We start from the raw sequence: 14,680 nt of genomic DNA on the forward strand, positions 1-14,680 counted from the left end.
TCCCTCACCGCAACCCTCTCCCAAAGGGAGAGGGAAGGGACGTTGTGGTTATTTATTCAACAGCGCCAAAACCTCGTCGACGCTGGTGGTTTTCGCCAGTCGTTCAATCACGGTTTCATCATCCAGTGCGTTAGTCAGGCTGGTGATAACGTGGATGTGTTCGTTATTGCGGGCGGCGATGCCGATCACCAGGCGGGCAACATCGTCTTCATCTTCGCCGAAACGCACCCCTTCCGGGTACTGGCAGAAGACAACGCCGGTTTTCAGCACGCGATCTTTCGCTTCAATGGTGCCGTGCGGGACCGCGATGGACTCCCCGAGATAGGTTGAGGTCAGTTTTTCGCGGTCGAGCATCGCCTGTACATATTCCGGCTCGACGTAGCCGCCTTTCACCAGCTGTTCACCGGCGAAGCGAATCGCTTCTTCTTTGGTGGCCGCTTTGCGACCGAGGAAGATGTTATCCGCGCCCAGCTGGAACAGGTTTTTGTTAGTATCGTCAAAGCTGTCTTTCAGGCTATCGGTGACTTTGACTTCGTTGTCGATGTGGCGCTGCGCCGCGACCAGACGCTCGGTCAGGCTGGTGTACAGACCGCTGTCGAGGAAGTTGGTCAGCGAAATATGCTGCGCCTGCGGCACCTGACGCATGGCGCGCTCGGTGAGGTCGCGGTGGGTGATGACCAGGTCAACATCCGGCGGCAGGTTATTGATTGCGCTGTTGGTGACCGAAATCTGGCTCAGCCCGGCATCCTGCACTTTCTTGCGCAGCACCCCTGCGCCCATGGCGCTGGAACCCATACCGGCGTCGCAGGCGACGATGATTTTACGCACATGGCTCAGGTCGTTGGTGACATTACCGGCCGCCAGCGGGCTGGCGCCTTTGGATTCCGCTTTCATGTCGTGCATACGACGCGTTGCGGCTTCGATATCGTCTTCTTCTTTGACTTTGCTGGTCTTCAGCAGAACTGCAGAGACCACGAAGGAGACCGCCATCGCCGCGATAATCGCTGCAATGTTAGCGAAGTAGGCGCCTTTTGGCGTCATCGCCAGCACCGCCAGGATAGAGCCCGGGGAAGCCGGAGAGACCAGACCGCCGTTGAGGATAGTCAGGGTGAAGACACCGGTCATCCCGCCGAGAATAACGGCCAGGATCAGACGCGGGTTCATCAGCACGTACGGGAAGTAGATTTCATGGATACCCCCCAGGAAGTGGATGATAGCTGCCCCGCCTGCAGACTGTTTTGCGCTGCCGCGACCAAAGAACATGTACGCCAGCAGAACGCCCATCCCCGGACCCGGGTTAGCTTCAATCAGGAAGAAGATGGATTTGCCCAGCTCGTGGGACTGCTGAATACCCAGCGGTGAGAAGATACCGTGGTTGATGGCGTTATTGAGGAACAGGATTTTTGCCGGTTCCACGAAGATAGACGCCAGCGGCAGCATGTCGTGCGCCACCATAAAGTTCACGCCAGCTGCGAGCAGTTTTGACAGAACTTCAACCGCCGGGCCGATGCCGAGGAAGGCCAGAATGGCGAGGATCATCCCGATGATGCCGGCGGAGAAGTTATTCACCAGCATTTCAAAACCGGATTTGATCTTACCATCTACCCAGTTATCGAATTTCTTGATGCAGTAACCACCCAACGGGCCGGCAATCATGGAGCCGAGGAACATCGGCATATCCGCGCCGACGATAACGCCCATGGTAGTGATCGCCCCGACCACCCCGCCACGTTCGCCGCCGACTAATTTACCGCCGGTGTAACCGATCAGCAGCGGCAGCAGGTAGGTGATCATCGGACCGACCAGCTTCGCCAGCGTTTCGTTTGGCAACCACCCTGTCGGAATGAAAAGCGCAGTGATGATACCCCACGCGATAAACGCGCCGATATTCGGCATCACCATATTGCTGAGGAAACGACCAAAGCTTTGCACTTTGATCTTGATATCGGATGACATAAAACACCCCTTCTTCTGTTTTGCGTATCGCGCAGGCTAAAAGCCCGAGGTTTGTTGTTAATGTGGCGGCAGAGGTAGCCGGGCCCTGATTGATAGTGCGAAATCTGGCACTGAATCGTTTAGCTGTCCAGCCAGCGCCCTTTTGTGTGATACGGATCACATGAATATAGGGGGCAAAGCGCTTTTTGTAGTGATGCTGATCACATAATTCCTGTGTAAAAAAACAACACAGCGCCTTTTTAGCCGCTGATCTGCCTTTTTGTGTGATATTTGTCACAATTTTGTTTCGTGGTTTTGTTGTTTGTTTGTGATTTTGATCACAAAGAATTTCACGGTGGATTTTTGCCGCTGTGATCTCGGCCCGGTTTTGCGGCCAGGGCGAGATGGCTCTGTAACTAAGCAACCTTAACTGCCGAATAACTTTTTTACGCCGGATGGCAAAAATGAAAGGCGTGAATTATGCTCAAAATAGCGGCCCGAATGTCAGTGGGTCGTGAATAAAATTCATATAAATTATTAGCGTAAAGCCGAGGGAATTATGTTTCTCAATTATTTTGCGCTGGGCGTTCTGATCTTCGTTTTTCTGGTCATTTTTTATGGGATTATCATTCTTCACGATATTCCCTATATGATTGCTAAAAAACGCAACCACCCCCATTCGGATGCTATTCATGTTGCCGGATGGGTGAGCCTTTTTACGCTCCACGTCATCTGGCCGTTTTTATGGATTTGGGCCACGTTGTACCAGCCTGAGCGCGGCTGGGGCATGCAGCATAAGGCGAATACGGCCCCTGACGAACCTGAAAAAGAGACCGATATACAACAGCTTCGCCAACGACTGAGCGACCTTGAACACCAGGTGGCGGCCATCCAGCGGCCGCAGTCCACCTCTGCGGCGGAGAAATAAACGATGGATCTGTTGATAATTTTGACCTACGTGGCCATCGCCTGGTCGATATTTAAAATCTTCAAAATACCGGTAAATAAATGGACGGTACCCACCGCGGCGCTGGGTGGCGTATTTATTGTTAGCGCGCTTATTTTATTAATGAACTATAACCACCCGTATACGTTTCTGGCGCAAAAGGCGGTGATATCTATTCCTGTTACGCCGCAGGTTACCGGGGTGGTGAACAGCGTTACTGACAAAGCGAATCAGCGCGTTAAAAAGGGCGAAGTGCTTTTTACGATTGACCCGGCGCGCTATCAGGCGCGAGTCGACCGCCTGCAGGCCGACCTGGTGACGGCGCTGCACAGTATTAACACCCTCAAAGCGCAGCTCTCTGAAGCCCAGGCCAACACCACCCGCGTGTCGGCGGAACGCGATCGCTTATACAAGGACTATCAGCGCTACCTGAAAGGGAGCCAGGCGCGGGTGAACCCGTTCTCGGAAAGCGACATCGATAACGCCAGGCAGAATTACCTTGCCCAGGACGCGCTGGTCAAGGCGTCGGTGGCTGAGCAGGCGCAGATCCAGAGCCAGCTGGACAGCATGATCAACGGCGAGCAGTCGCAAGTGGCCAGCCTGCGCGCCCAGCTGGCGGAGGCGAAATATAATCTCGATCAGACCACCGTGCGGGCGCCAAGCGATGGGTATATCACCCAGGTGCTGATCCGCCCTGGGACCTACGCTGCCTCGCTGCCGCTGCGTCCGGTGATGGTGTTTATCCCGGAGCAAAAACGGCTGATCGTCGCCCAGTTTCGGCAAAATTCCCTGCTGAGGCTGGAGAAAGGCGATGACGCGGAAGCGGTGTTTAACGCCCTGCCCGGGCAGGTGTTCCACGGCAAACTGGTCGATATTTTACCGGTAGTGCCGGGAGGAACTTATCAGGCGCAGGGGGCGTTACAGTCGCTGACCGTGACGCCGGGCAGCGATGGCGTGCTGGCGACCATCGAGCTTGATCCTAATGCCGAAATTGATGCGCTGCCTGATGGCATCTACGCGCAGGTGGCGGTCTACTCCGACCATTTCACCCACGTCTCGGTGATGCGTAAAGTGCTGCTGCGCATGACCAGCTGGATGCACTACCTCTATCTCGATCATTAATGCGATCGGCGGCAGGTTGAGCGGGACGCTCACCTGCCTTTTGCCCTGCCCTGAGCCATACTCATATCTTTATTGGCGATAATTTGTTGGCGATAAGGAGCAGGCTATGAAACTGATCGGCAGCTACACCAGTCCCTTTGTGCGCAAAATCTCCGTCATCCTGCTGGAAAAGCGCATCCCGTTTGAGTTTGTCAACGAATCCCCGTACAGCGAAGACAACGGCGTGGCGCGCTATAACCCGCTGGGCAAAGTGCCGGCGCTGGTGACGGACGACGGTGAGTGCTGGTTTGATTCTCCGGTCATCGCCCAGTATCTGGAGCTGCTGGGCGTGGCGCCGCCGATGCTCCCCTCCGACCCCAGAGCCGCTCTCAGGATGCGTCAGCTTGAAGCGCTGGCGGATGGGGTGATGGAGGCCGCCCAGGCACTGGTGCGCGAAAAAGCCCGCCCAGGCGCGCAGCAGTCAGAGCAAGAGCTGCTTCGTCAGCGGGAGAAAGTGGCTCGCGGTCTCGACAGGCTGGAAGCCTGCGCGGCAGACGGAACGCTGCGCGGCGACGAGGTCAATCTGGCGACCATTTCCACGGCCTGCGCCATTGCCTACCTGAACTTTCGCCGGGTAGCGCCCGGCTGGTGCGCCACCCGGCCGCAGCTGGTAAAGCTGGTGGATGCCCTGTTCCAGCGCGCCAGCTTTGCGCGTACCGAACCGCCGCGGACTTGACCCAGGCAGGTAACAGTTTGTGCAAGGAGGCGTTACAATCGCCGCTGATTGTTGACTCCCTCTCCCGTCGGGAGGGGGGAAAATAACTTACCGCCAGGCCCATTCATGACTACCGAAATTCGTGCGCTTTATACCCGGCTTCCGGCCATTGACCGCTTACTACGCGACCCCGCTTTTTCCTCTCTGCTGGCGCAGCACGGCCATTCGCAGGTAGTGGCGCAACTGCGCCAGATGCTCGATGAGGCGCGGGAGCAAATCCGCCAGCATCAGACGCTGCCGGACTGGAGCCATGACTGGCTGAACGCCTGCGCACAGCGGCTGACCGCCAGTCGGCAGAGCGCCCTGCGTCCGGTGTTTAATCTCACCGGTACGGTATTGCATACTAATCTGGGACGCGCCATCCAGGCAGAGTCGGCCGTGGAGGCAGTTGCCAGTGCGATGCGCGCGCCGGTGACCCTCGAATATGATCTCGACGACGCCGGGCGTGGCCATCGCGATCGCGCCATTGCCGATCTGCTGTGCCAGATCACCGGCGCGGAAGATGCCTGCATTGTGAACAACAACGCGGCGGCCGTTCTGTTGATGCTGGCGGCCACCGCCAGCGGCCGCGAAGTGGTGGTCTCCCGCGGCGAACTGGTGGAGATCGGCGGGGCATTTCGCATCCCCGACGTGATGCGCCAGGCGGGTTGTCAGCTGCACGAAGTGGGCACCACCAACCGCACCCATGCTAAAGATTATCGCCAGGCGGTGAATGACAATACTGCGCTGCTGATGAAGGTTCACACCAGCAACTACAGCATTGAAGGCTTTACCAAAGCCGTCGACGAAGCGGAGCTGGCGGCCATTGGCCGCGAACTGGACGTCCCGGTAGTGGCCGACCTGGGCAGCGGGTCGCTGGTGGATCTCAGTCAGTATGGCCTGCCAAAGGAGCCGATGCCGCAGGAGATGATTGCCGCCGGGGTGAGCCTGGTCAGTTTCTCCGGCGATAAGCTGCTCGGCGGTCCGCAGGCCGGAATTATCGTCGGCAAACGCGCGCTGATTGCCCGGCTGCAAAGCCACCCGCTGAAGCGGGCCCTGCGCGCGGATAAAATGACCCTCGCGGCGCTGGAAGCCACGCTGCGCCTCTATCAGCACCCGGAGGCGCTGAGGGAGAAATTGCCGACGCTGCGCCTGCTCACCCGTCCGGCGGAGGAGATCCGCCGGCTGGCTGAACGCCTGCAGCCTGCCCTGGCGGCACACTATGCTGATTTTGCCGTCAGCGTGGCAGCCTGTCAGTCGCAGATTGGCAGTGGTTCGTTACCCGTCGACCGCCTGCCCAGCGCGGCGTTGACCTTTACCCCGCATGACGGCCGCGGCAGCCGGCTGGAGGCGCTGGCGGCCTGCTGGCGCGCGCTGCCGTGTCCGGTGATTGGCCGCATTTATGACGGTCGGCTCTGGCTGGACCTGCGCTGTCTGGAAGATGAAACCCGGTTTATGGAGATGTTGTTACGATGATTATTGCCACCGCTGGACATGTTGACCACGGCAAAACGACGCTGCTGCAGGCGATAACCGGCGTGAATGCCGATCGTCTGCCGGAAGAGAAAGCGCGGGGAATGACGATCGATCTCGGCTATGCCTACTGGCCGCAGCCGGACGGGCGGGTGCTGGGATTTATTGACGTTCCCGGGCACGAAAAGTTTTTGTCCAACATGCTGGCGGGGGTGGGTGGGATCGACCATGCGCTGCTGGTGGTGGCCTGCGATGACGGGGTGATGGCGCAAACCCGCGAACACCTGGCGATCCTGCAGCTGACCGGAAAGCCGACGCTGACCGTGGCGCTCACTAAAACGGACCGCGTGGCGGCCGCCAGGGTGGCGGAAGTTCAGGCAGAGGTCGAGCAGACCCTGCGCAAGCTGGGCTTTGACGCCGTCGCTTTCTTTCCCACCGCGGCACCGGAAAATATCGGTATTGCCGAACTGCGCAGCCATCTGCTGCAGCTTGCGGAGCGTTCCCACCCGCAGCAGCAGCGGTTTCGCCTGGCGCTGGACCGCGCTTTTACCGTCAAGGGGGCGGGGCTGGTGGTCACCGGGACGGCACTCTCCGGCGAAGTACGGGTCGGGGATACCCTGTGGCTCACCGGCGTCAACACGCCGATGCGCGTCCGCGGTCTGCATGCCCAGAACCAAGCGGTTGAACAGGCGCACGCCGGGCAGCGCATTGCGCTGAATATTGTCGGCGATGCGCAAAAAGAGGCCGTGCATCGCGGCGACTGGCTGCTCTCCTCACCGCCGCCGGAGGCCGCAGAGCGGGTGATTGTCGAGCTACAGTGCCATACGCCGCTCAGCCAGTGGCAGCCGCTGCATATTCACCACGCTGCCAGCCACATTACCGGCCGGGTGTCGCTCCTTGAGGGCAACCTGGCGGAGCTGGTGCTGGATACCCCGCTGTGGCTGGCGGATAACGACCGGCTGGTGCTCCGCGATATCTCCGCTCGCTTAACGCTGGCCGGCGCACGGGTGGTGACGCTGGATCCCCCGCGTCGCGGCAAACGGAAACCGGAATATCTGCAGTGGCTGCACGCCCTGGCGGCAGCTGGCGCTGACGATGCGCAGGCGCTGGAGCTGCATCTGCAGCGGGACGCCGTCCGCCTTGAGCGCTTCGCCTGGGCGCGGCAGCTCAGCGAAGCCGGAATGACGGCTCTGATCCAGCGACCGGACTATCTGCAGGCCGGACAGCGCCTGCTCAGCGCGCCGCTTGCCGCCCGCTGGCAGCGAAAATTGCTGGATGCCCTGGCACGCTACCATGAGCAGCATCGCGACGAGCCCGGTCCAGGCCGGGAGCGCCTGCGCCGCATCGCGCTGCCGATGGAAGATGAAGCGCTGGTGCTGCTGCTGATTGAGCAGATGCGCGAGAGCGGCTTAGTCCACAGCCATCACGGTTGGCTGCATTTGCCGGAGCATAAAGCCGGATTTACTGACGAGCAGCAGGCGGTCTGGCAGAAGGTGGAGATCCTGTTCGGCGATGACCCCTGGTGGGTGCGCGATCTTGCGCGCGAAGTCCATGTTGAAGAGTCGCTGATGCGCGCGGTGCTGCGTCAGGCCGCGCAGCAGGGGATGATAACCGCGATCGTAAAGGATCGTTACTACCGCAACGATCGCATTGTGCAGTTCGCCCAGCGGGTGCGCGAGCTGGATCAACTGCGCGGATCAACCTGCGCAGCGGATTTCCGCGATACCTTAAACGTAGGGCGGAAGCTGGCGATCCAGATCCTGGAGTATTTTGACCGGATTGGCTTCACCCGCCGTCGCGGTAACGATCATATCCTGCGCGATAAAGCGCTGTTCCGGTAATCATGATCGCCTGTTCCCCGGCGGGCAGCGCATGGCGACCTGCCGGGGAACAGAATGTCAGCCTTGTCCGTAATAGGCGTTGGCGCCGTGCTTGCGCAGATAGTGTTTATCCAGCAATACCGACTGCATCTCCGGCAGCTGAGGCGAGAGCTGGCGTGAGAACAGCCCCATATACGCGCACTCCTCCAGCACCACGGCGTTATGTACGGCGTCGGCGGCGTCTTTTCCCCAGGCGAACGGACCGTGTGAATGGACAAGTACCGCCGGGATTTGCGCCGGATCGAGGCGCCGTTCTTCAAAGGTCTGAATAATCACTTCGCCAGTCTGATACTCATATTCCCCGTTAATTTCCTCTTCGGTCATCAGGCGGGTACAGGGGATCGCGCCATAGAAGTAGTCGGCGTGGGTGGTGCCCCAGGCGGGCAGATCGAGACCCGCCTGCGACCAGATCGTGGCGTGGCGGGAGTGGGTATGCACGATCCCGCCGATCTGCGGATAGCGGCGGTAAAGCGCCAGATGGGTCGGGGTATCTGATGACGGTTTTTTGCCGCCGGCCACCACCTTGCCGCTGGCGATCTCGACCACGACCATATCCTCGGCGGTCATCACGTCGTATTCCACGCCGGAAGGTTTAATCACCATCAGTGTGCGAGTTTCATCGACCGCGCTGACGTTGCCCCAGGTAAACGTCACCAGCTGGTGCGCCGGGAGCGCCAGGTTGGCCGCCAGCACCTCGGCTTTTAACTGTTCTAACATGCAAATCCTCCTTCCTGCATCCGCGCTTCTATCCAGCGTCGGGCCTCGATAATTTCCAGTACCGGCTCTTTGGCTTTTTCCGTCCACATCTCAATCAGAAATGCGCCGCGATAGTTCAGCTCATGCAGCGTTTTGAAGATGCCGACAAAATCCACACAGCCTTCGCCAAACGGTACGTCGCGGAACTGACCTGGGCTCTGCGCGGTCACCGGCTGGGTATCTTTTAAATGAATGGCGGCGATGCGATCGATACCCAGCTTCAGCTCGGCGGTGACGTCGTTTCCCCAGGCGCTAAGATTGCCCACGTCGGGGTAGACCGAGAACCACGGCGAGGCGAGCATCTCATCCCACTTTTTCCATTTGCTGATGGAGTTCATAAAAGCGGTATCCATGATCTCCACCGCCAGCATCACCTGCGCCGCCGCGGCCTGTTCCACCGCCCATGCCAGCCCTTCGGCGAAGCGCTGTTGGGTGCCTTCATCATGCGCTTCATAATAGACGTCGTACCCTGCCAGCTGGATGGTGCGGATGCCGAGATCGCGCGCCAGATGGATAGCTTTGCTCATGATCTCCCGCGCCCGCTGGCGCACGGCCGCATCGCGGCTGCCAAACGGGAAACGGCGATGGGCAGAGAGGCACATCGACGGGATCGCCACCCCGGTTTCCAGCATGGCGGTGACCAGCGAGGCGCGCTGCGCCGGGCTCCAGTCGAGACGCGACAGCCGCTCGTCGGTCTCATCCACCGACATCTCGACGAAATCAAAGCCGCAGCTTTTCGCCAGCACCAGCCGCTCCGGCCAGCTGAGATCTTTCGCCAGCGCCTTCTCATAGATCCCTAACGGATGGTTACGCATGCTTATCTCCCCAGATAGCATCGATCTGCGCATGGAACGCCGCAGCGACCTGCGCCGGTTGCGGTGCTCCGGCCAGCGCGCGTCCGGCAATAAACGCTTTCACCTGAATATCTTTGAACAAGGGCAGATCGGCCGGGGTGATGCCGCCGGTAATCGACAGCTGAAGGCCGATATCAGAGAGCGCTTTCATCCGCGCCAGATCGGCGTCACTCCACTGTTGTCCGCTGGCCTGAGCGTCGCGGCCGCGATGGTAAATCGCCTGGCGGACGCCGGTGCGGTACCAGGCGCGGGCGTCATCCAGCGTCCAGTTACCGAACAGCTCGATCTGAATTTCGCCGCCGCAGGCCTGCGCGACGGCGTGGCCCTTCTCAACGGTGGCGAGCGGCGCGGCGCAGATGATGGTCATCCAGTTAGCGCCGGCGGCAAAGGCCTGCTGGGCCAGCGTTTCCCCCGCATCGGCAACCTTCCAGTCGGCGACGATGAGTTTATCCGGGCACTGGGCGCGCAGAGCTTTCACCGCGCTCAGGCCTTCGGTTAAGCAGAGGATGGTACCGGCTTCAACGATATCGACGTGGTCCTGTAGCAGGGCGACATCGCGGCTGGCGGCTTCCAGGCTGGTGTGGTCGAGCGCCAGTTGCAGTAATGGTCGGCTCATAATGCATGCTCCTTAATGCGGGCGTGGTAGCCCTGTAGTGCTTCAATCAGATTCTGGTAATGGTGATATTTGCGCTGGTAGCGCGCGTGGGCGGCCATGTCGGGCAGCAGCGTGCGCACCGGATGCTGAAGGTGGCGGCAGGCGTCGTTGAAATCGCGATAGACGCCAGTGCCGACCCGGGCGGCGAGCGCGGCGCCAAAGCAGCCGGTCTCCTCAACCTGCGGCAGCTCGACGCGCAGGCCGCTGACGTCCGCCAGCATCTGCATCCAGACGTCAGAGTGCGCCGGGCCGCCGGTGACGCGCAGGGCCTGCACGCGGGTAAAGCGTTCGCGCATGCGGTTGAGGTGGGTCATGTGGCTGAAAACGACGCCCTCATAAATCGCCTGCAGCAGGTGCGCGCGAGTGTGGAGCGCCTGCATACCGTAGAAGCCGCAGGTCATCTCCAGTCCGGCGTTGCTGCCGTAGAGAAATGGCAGAAAAAAGAGGTCGCTACCGGCCTTCGGCAGGCTGGCGACGGCCTGATTGATCTCGTCAAAAGAGAGTTCACCCCACTGGGCAGTGAACCATTCGAGGTTGCCCGACGAGGTGGGGCTGGCTTCGTGAACGATGTACTGCCCGTCGTTAACGTAACGGCCGTAGACGTAAGGGTGCGCTTCATGGTCGCGCAGGCCATGGGTGATCCCGCTGGTGACGGCCCAGGTGCCCATCACCGCGTTGAGCGTGAATTCATCTTCAATACCGGCGCAGAGTGCGGTGGAGACCACATCAAACAAGCCGCCGACGACGGGGGTACCCGCCGCCAGACCGGTGATGGCGGCTGCCTGAGGGGTGATCTCCCCGCCTTTTTCTGCTGAACCGACGACAGGCGGCAGCGCACTGTCAATTTCGCCGATCCCCAGCCATTGCGTCAGGCGTGGATCGTACTGGCCGCTGGTCATGTTGTAGAGATTGGATTCAGAGATGTTGCTCTCTTCGCACCCTTTCACGCCGGTCAAACACCAGCGCAGATAGTCATGGCCCATCATCACGCAGCCAATTTGCGCGTAGCGCTGCGGTTCATTTTCTTTCACCCAGCGCAGCAGTGAAGCCGGGTGACCGGTCCACAGGGTCTGGCGGGTGACGGGATAGAGTTTTTCCGGGATCCCGTCCTGTTGCCAGCGCTGGACGATCGCCAGCGCCCGACGGTCGGAAGAGAGCATGGCATGGCCCAGAGGGCGATCCTGTTTATCAAGCAGGAACAGCCCCTTACCCTGCGCGGAGATGCCCACGCCTTTAATTTGTTCGCCGCGGATACCGGTACGTTGTAACAGGCCGGCGATGGTGGCGGCGCATTGTTGCCAGAGCTGGTCCATGTCGCGTTCGGCGTAACCCGGCAAGGGCGATAGCGTCTGCAGCGATTGCCGGTTAATGCCATGTTCACGGCCTTGCGCGTCATATAATCCCGCTTTCAGATACGTTCCGCCGCAATCAATGCCCAGCCAGAAGCGTGCTTTCTCACTCATTTTTCATCTCTCAATGTTGCCGGATGGCGCTGCGCTTATCTGGCCTGTGGGAGGATGCCCCACAGGCCAGGCGCGGTATTACGCGGCGTGCTTCCGCGGATTCACCGTATTGACGGGCGTGGCGCCGGCATCGCATTTCGCCGGCAGCAGCAGGGCCATCAGCGCGGCCAGCGCCAGAGAGATGGCCAGGCAATATACTCCCGCGTCTTTGCTATAGAGGGTGATCAGGACGCCCACCGCATAGGGGCCGCAGAAACCGCCAAGATTGCCGAGGGCGTTGATGACCCCGCGCGCGCCGCCGGCCATTTCGGCGCTGAACAGCCGTGCCGGAATGGTCCAGAACACGCCCGCCGCCGATTGCAGGAAGAATCCGCAGCCGACCAGCGCGGCGTAGGCCAGCCAGATCTGGCTCTTCAGAGCCACCGACAGGAACATGCACAGGGCAAAACCAATCAGTGGCAGGCAGACAAACAGCTTGCGTTTGCCGGTACGATCCGAGAGAGAAGAGAACAGGAACATGCCGGCAATGGCGCCAACGTAGGGCAGAATGGCGAGCACCCCAACCTGGCCCATGCTGCTGTGAGTCAGTTCTTTGAGGATGGTGGGCAGCCACAGGGTGTAACCGTAAATCCCGGTCTGATAGAAGAAGTTCAGTGCGATAAGCTGCCACATGGTTTTATCGGAAAGCACCGCGCCGAGAGAGGCGTTTTTCACCTCGGTGCCGGCAATGGCCCTTTGCTCGGCGGCCAGCGTTTCCACCAGATAATTCTTTTCGGCATCGGAGATCCAGCGCGCTTCCTGTGGGCGGTCATAAACGGCATAGGTCCACAGCAGCAGGACAACCACCGAGAGTAACCCTTCAATAATAAACAGCCAGCGCCAGTCGAGAACGGTGATGATCCAGCCGGAAAGCGGAGCCGTGATGATCCCGGCGATAGGGACAAACATAATGACAATGGCGTTAGCGCGCCCGCGTTCGGCGTCCGGGAACCAGTTGCTGATCATGGTTAGCACTACCGGGAGCATCCCACCTTCCGCCACCCCCAGCAGGAAGCGCAGCACCAGCAGCTGATACTGGTTGGTGATTAATCCCGTCAGGACGGAGATCACCGCCCAGGCGACCAGCGACCAGCCAATAAACTTCTTGCCGCTACCGTGAACGGCAATCTTGCCGCCGGGAACCTGTAAGAACAGATAACCAATAAAGAAAATGCCGCCGGCCAGTCCCGCCATGGTGGCGGAAATACCGAGTTCAGCATCCATACCGCCCGGCATTGCAAAAGCAATATTGACGCGGTCCATATAAGAGATAATACAGGCGATCAGAATGGGTGGAATAATTCGCAGCCAACGCTGACGTGGGACTTCATTTAGTCCTGGTCTAGAGGTCATATTCATATTTATAGTCTCGTAGAGTAAGTGTTCTTTTTTTATTATTGTTGTGCTTTATTTAAGGCAGCGATGCCGTCGCGTAATATCGCTATGCGGTGATTGACGTCCGCATCCGGGTTAATTTCCAGTAATTTAATACCCAGAAATTGCAGGGCGTCGCTGCCCGCGCAGGCTAATAATTCCCGCACATGCGTGTGGGTCATTAAACTTTGCGCACAGAACGGAGAGAAGGGCGCGTGTAAATCCTGCCATTCGCCATATTCGCCATTGAGCGTGGTGCCGGAAAACATTAACGCGCCAAGCTTACCGGCCTGGCTGGCCTGCCGGGTATGGGTCAACGGCAGAGTGGTGTCCTGGCCTTCAATCGCGGAGCGGGCCCAGTTTATGGCAACGCTAATCTCATAACCGGCAAGCGTTTCCAGCACATTCTCTAAAGGCAGAAATCCTTTGCGCGGCGCGGGGCCGGTCATGGCATCGCAATGTTCCAGCACCAGACTGCACGACCAGTCCCAGCTGGCCACCTCCTTCAGTGAACGGGCAAAGGCATCGGTAGCCTGGGCGACGTTAGGGTTGCTGGCGCAGGGCGTGGCATGGAGTTCCAGCGCCACGATTTTTCCGGCATTTGCCGCATTGATCGCATTAATTTTCTGGTAAAGGTGGCGGTAGTAGGCCACGCAGGCTTTACGCTGTTCCTCATCGCTCGATGCCAGGCCAAAGCCGCCGTTACCCCCGCGGCGGCGCATGGTTTCCATAATTGCCGTGACGACAATCTGCCAGTCTGCTGGGGTATGGCGCATTAACCACTCGTCGCCAAGTGGATGGAGATGTTCAAGGCAGGGTTGCTCCAGCCCGCGAATATCCGGGGTATCAGCCAGTTGTCGCCAGAATGCTTTTTCTTCGTCTTCACTTTTTTGGTGAAAAGAGGGTGCACAGGGATACGCACCGATAATATAACCGGTATTATTTTTCATAATGTGCTCCTGAAAATAATGCTTTTATAAAGCGTCAATCGCCACTTTAACCACGATTTTCCTGATCGGCGTGGCGACCGATTTATGGCATCCCGGGCGATGAACATCCTGCGGGAAAAATATGACATAGCTTCCCGGGATCATTTCAAGAAAAGATTCATTTTCGCATCCGTGATAGAAAATAATATCGCGCTGCGCTAATAGCGATTCGCTGATGGTGTTATTACCGTTATCAATAGCGAAACCTATTTTCTCCTCACCCCAGGCCAGAAACTGAATATCCAGATAGCGGCGATGTACTTCCGGGCGATTTTCGGCAACTTCGCGAGTGGTTAAGTCGATAATCTGCGCGAAGATATTTTTGCCGTCGATCTCCACGACGCCGGGGGCCAGTTTGCTGAAATCGGTGCTGCGCAGGAAATCCAGGGCTCGCTCAATTGCCGCAGGCAACCGACACGGATTAGGCTGCGTGATATGTCCAAAGATCATGGCTTAACTCC

At 59.0% G+C, this 14,680-nt stretch carries 13 protein-coding genes; 5 read left to right on the plus strand and 8 right to left on the minus strand.

Annotation, left to right across the window (positions count from 1 at the left end):
- Positions 1-48 precede the first annotated feature (48 nt).
- Entirely contained in the window at positions 49-1,956 is a 1,908-nt protein-coding gene (mtlA, locus tag B8P98_RS00890) for a PTS mannitol transporter subunit IICBA (protein WP_025712161.1), read from the minus strand.
- Between the two features lie 538 nt (positions 1,957-2,494).
- Between mtlA and B8P98_RS00895 the strand changes: the two genes are divergently transcribed.
- The 5 genes from B8P98_RS00895 (at position 2,495) to selB (ending at position 8,050) form a co-directional block, all read left to right on the plus strand.
- Positions 2,495-2,863, plus strand: a complete 369-nt coding sequence (locus B8P98_RS00895) for a DUF3302 domain-containing protein (RefSeq protein ID WP_087804727.1) — start codon at positions 2,495-2,497, stop codon at positions 2,861-2,863.
- A gap of 3 nt (positions 2,864-2,866) precedes the next feature.
- Positions 2,867-4,003, plus strand: coding sequence for an HlyD family secretion protein (locus tag B8P98_RS00900; RefSeq protein WP_080897618.1), 1,137 nt, complete (start codon positions 2,867-2,869; stop codon positions 4,001-4,003).
- A gap of 106 nt (positions 4,004-4,109) precedes the next feature.
- Positions 4,110-4,718, plus strand: coding sequence for a glutathione S-transferase (locus B8P98_RS00905; protein WP_080897617.1), 609 nt, complete (start codon positions 4,110-4,112; stop codon positions 4,716-4,718).
- Between the two features lie 105 nt (positions 4,719-4,823).
- Positions 4,824-6,212 (plus strand): L-seryl-tRNA(Sec) selenium transferase, encoded by a 1,389-nt coding sequence (selA, locus tag B8P98_RS00910; protein ID WP_080897616.1) that lies wholly within the window; start codon positions 4,824-4,826, stop codon positions 6,210-6,212.
- A complete protein-coding gene (gene selB / locus B8P98_RS00915; protein WP_080897615.1) occupies positions 6,209-8,050 on the plus strand; it encodes a selenocysteine-specific translation elongation factor in 1,842 nt (613 codons plus the stop codon). The genes selA and selB overlap by 4 nt, the downstream gene beginning before the upstream one ends.
- A 57-nt stretch (positions 8,051-8,107) precedes the next feature.
- On the opposite strand, the gene araD is transcribed toward selB, so the two are convergent.
- The 7 genes from araD to B8P98_RS00950 all read right to left on the minus strand — a co-directional run bounded on the left by araD (position 8,108) and on the right by B8P98_RS00950 (position 14,669).
- A complete protein-coding gene (araD, locus tag B8P98_RS00920; RefSeq protein ID WP_021440878.1) occupies positions 8,108-8,806 on the minus strand; it encodes an L-ribulose-5-phosphate 4-epimerase in 699 nt (232 codons plus the stop codon).
- Positions 8,800-9,660, minus strand: a complete 861-nt coding sequence (locus B8P98_RS00925) for an L-ribulose-5-phosphate 3-epimerase (RefSeq protein WP_004889283.1) — start codon at positions 9,658-9,660, stop codon at positions 8,800-8,802. The genes araD and B8P98_RS00925 overlap by 7 nt, the downstream gene beginning before the upstream one ends.
- Complete coding sequence (gene ulaD / locus B8P98_RS00930) at positions 9,653-10,315, minus strand: 3-keto-L-gulonate-6-phosphate decarboxylase UlaD (RefSeq protein ID WP_004889285.1); 663 nt, start codon at positions 10,313-10,315, stop codon at positions 9,653-9,655. The genes B8P98_RS00925 and ulaD overlap by 8 nt, the downstream gene beginning before the upstream one ends.
- Positions 10,312-11,817, minus strand: a complete 1,506-nt coding sequence (locus B8P98_RS00935; protein WP_025714087.1) for an FGGY-family carbohydrate kinase — start codon at positions 11,815-11,817, stop codon at positions 10,312-10,314. Before B8P98_RS00935 ends, ulaD begins: the two co-directional genes overlap by 4 nt.
- 78 nt (positions 11,818-11,895) lie before the next feature.
- Complete coding sequence (locus B8P98_RS00940) at positions 11,896-13,215, minus strand: MFS transporter (RefSeq protein WP_025714088.1); 1,320 nt, start codon at positions 13,213-13,215, stop codon at positions 11,896-11,898.
- Between the two features lie 35 nt (positions 13,216-13,250).
- Positions 13,251-14,180, minus strand: a complete 930-nt coding sequence (locus B8P98_RS00945) for a DUF4862 family protein (RefSeq protein WP_025714090.1) — start codon at positions 14,178-14,180, stop codon at positions 13,251-13,253.
- 24 nt (positions 14,181-14,204) lie between these two features.
- On the minus strand, positions 14,205-14,669 hold the full coding sequence (locus B8P98_RS00950) for a YhcH/YjgK/YiaL family protein (RefSeq protein WP_095032660.1): 465 nt from the start codon (positions 14,667-14,669) through the stop codon (positions 14,205-14,207).
- Positions 14,670-14,680: the final 11 nt, after the last annotated feature.

Origin of the sequence: Klebsiella quasivariicola (genome assembly GCF_002269255.1) — a bacterium.
GTDB classification, from domain to species: Bacteria; Pseudomonadota; Gammaproteobacteria; order Enterobacterales; family Enterobacteriaceae; genus Klebsiella; species Klebsiella quasivariicola.